This window comes from Streptomyces sp. NPDC002870, from assembly GCF_042888505.1.
In the GTDB taxonomy this organism is placed as follows: Bacteria; Actinomycetota; Actinomycetes; order Streptomycetales; family Streptomycetaceae; genus Streptomyces.
Map to the genome: position 1 here is coordinate 1 of NZ_JBIAPW010000084.1, position 2,493 is coordinate 2,493.

A 2,493-nucleotide genomic window follows, 5' to 3' on the forward strand; every position below is an offset into this window, starting at 1 on the left:
GTCGTGACTGCGTGCCTTTTGAAGAATGAGCCTGCGAGTTTGCGGTGTGTTGCGAGGTTAACCCGTGTGGGGAAGCCGTAGCGAAAGCGAGTCCGAACAGGGCGATACAGTAGCGCGCTCAAGACCCGAAGCGGAGTGATCTAGCCATGGGCAGGTTGAAGCGGAGGTAAGACTTCGTGGAGGACCGAACCCACCAGGGTTGAAAACCTGGGGGATGACCTGTGGTTAGGGGTGAAAGGCCAATCAAACTCCGTGATAGCTGGTTCTCCCCGAAATGCATTTAGGTGCAGCGTCGTGTGTTTCTTGCCGGAGGTAGAGCACTGGATAGGCGATGGGCCCTACCGGGTTACTGACCTTAGCCAAACTCCGAATGCCGGTAAGTGAGAGCGCGGCAGTGAGACTGTGGGGGATAAGCTCCATGGTCGAGAGGGAAACAGCCCAGAGCATCGACTAAGGCCCCTAAGCGTACGCTAAGTGGGAAAGGATGTGGAGTCGCAGAGACAACCAGGAGGTTGGCTTAGAAGCAGCCACCCTTGAAAGAGTGCGTAATAGCTCACTGGTCAAGTGATTCCGCGCCGACAATGTAGCGGGGCTCAAGCGTACCGCCGAAGTCGTGTCATTCCAGCATGAGGGCCAACGCCCGCTGGGATGGGTAGGGGAGCGTCGTGTGCCGGGTGAAGCCGCCGCGTAAGCGAGTGGTGGACGGTACACGAGTGAGAATGCAGGCATGAGTAGCGATACACACGTGAGAAACGTGTGCGCCGATTGACTAAGGGTTCCTGGGTCAAGCTGATCTGCCCAGGGTAAGTCGGGACCTAAGGCGAGGCCGACAGGCGTAGTCGATGGACAACCGGTTGATATTCCGGTACCCGCTTTGAAACGCCCAGTATCGAGCCCATTAATGCTAAGGCCGTGAAGCCGCCCCGGAGCCTTCGGGCAAAGGGGAGTGGTGGAGCCGCCGGCCCAAGGTGGTAGTAGGTAAGCGATGGGGTGACGCAGGAAGGTAGTCCAGCCCGGGCGGTGGTTGTCCCGGGGTAAGGGTGTAGGCCGTGTGGCAGGCAAATCCGTCACACATTGAGGCTGAGACCTGATGCCGAGCCGATTGTGGTGAAGTGGATGATCCTATGCTGTCGAGAAAAGCCTCTAGCGAGTTTCATGGCGGCCCGTACCCTAAACCGACTCAGGTGGTCAGGTAGAGAATACCGAGGCGTTCGGGTGAACTATGGTTAAGGAACTCGGCAAAATGCCCCCGTAACTTCGGGAGAAGGGGGGCCATCACCGGTGATCGGATTTACTCCGTGAGCTGGGGGTGGCCGCAGAGACCAGCGAGAAGCGACTGTTTACTAAAAACACAGGTCCGTGCGAAGCCGTAAGGCGATGTATACGGACTGACGCCTGCCCGGTGCTGGAACGTTAAGGGGACCGGTTAGTCACATTTCGGTGTGGCGAAGCTGAGAACTTAAGCGCCAGTAAACGGCGGTGGTAACTATAACCATCCTAAGGTAGCGAAATTCCTTGTCGGGTAAGTTCCGACCTGCACGAATGGCGTAACGACTTCTCGACTGTCTCAACCATAGGCCCGGTGAAATTGCACTACGAGTAAAGATGCTCGTTTCGCGCAGCAGGACGGAAAGACCCCGGGACCTTTACTACAGTTTGATATTGGTGTTCGGTTCGGCTTGTGTAGGATAGGTGGGAGACTGTGAACTCTGGACGCCAGTTCAGGGGGAGTCGTCGTTGAAATACCACTCTGGTCGTGCTGGATGTCTAACCTGGGTCCGTGATCCGGATCAGGGACAGTGTCTGATGGGTAGTTTAACTGGGGCGGTTGCCTCCTAAAGAGTAACGGAGGCGCCCAAAGGTTCCCTCAGCCTGGTTGGCAATCAGGTGTTGAGTGTAAGTGCACAAGGGAGCTTGACTGTGAGACCGACGGGTCGAGCAGGGACGAAAGTCGGGACTAGTGATCCGGCGGTGGCTTGTGGAAGCGCCGTCGCTCAACGGATAAAAGGTACCCCGGGGATAACAGGCTGATCTTCCCCAAGAGTCCATATCGACGGGATGGTTTGGCACCTCGATGTCGGCTCGTCGCATCCTGGGGCTGGAGTCGGTCCCAAGGGTTGGGCTGTTCGCCCATTAAAGCGGTACGCGAGCTGGGTTTAGAACGTCGTGAGACAGTTCGGTCCCTATCCGCTGCGCGCGCAGGAGTCTTGAGAAGGGCTGTCCCTAGTACGAGAGGACCGGGACGGACGAACCTCTGGTGTGCCAGTTGTCCTGCCAAGGGCATGGCTGGTTGGCTACGTTCGGAAAGGATAACCGCTGAAAGCATCTAAGCGGGAAGCCTGCTTCGAGATGAGGACTCCCACCTCCTTGAGAGGGTAAGGCTCCCAGTAGACGACTGGGTTGATAGGCCAGATGTGGAAGCCGGGTAACCGGTGAAGCTGACTGGTACTAATAGGCCGAGGGCTTGTCCTCAGTTGCTCGCGTCCACTGTGT

General features: G+C 57.3%; 1 rRNA gene. It reads left to right on the plus strand.

Annotated features, from left to right (window positions below):
- A 23S ribosomal RNA gene (locus tag ACFYWY_RS38100) occupies positions 1-2,472 on the plus strand; the annotation flags it as partial.
- Between the last annotated feature and the right edge of the window lie 21 nt (positions 2,473-2,493).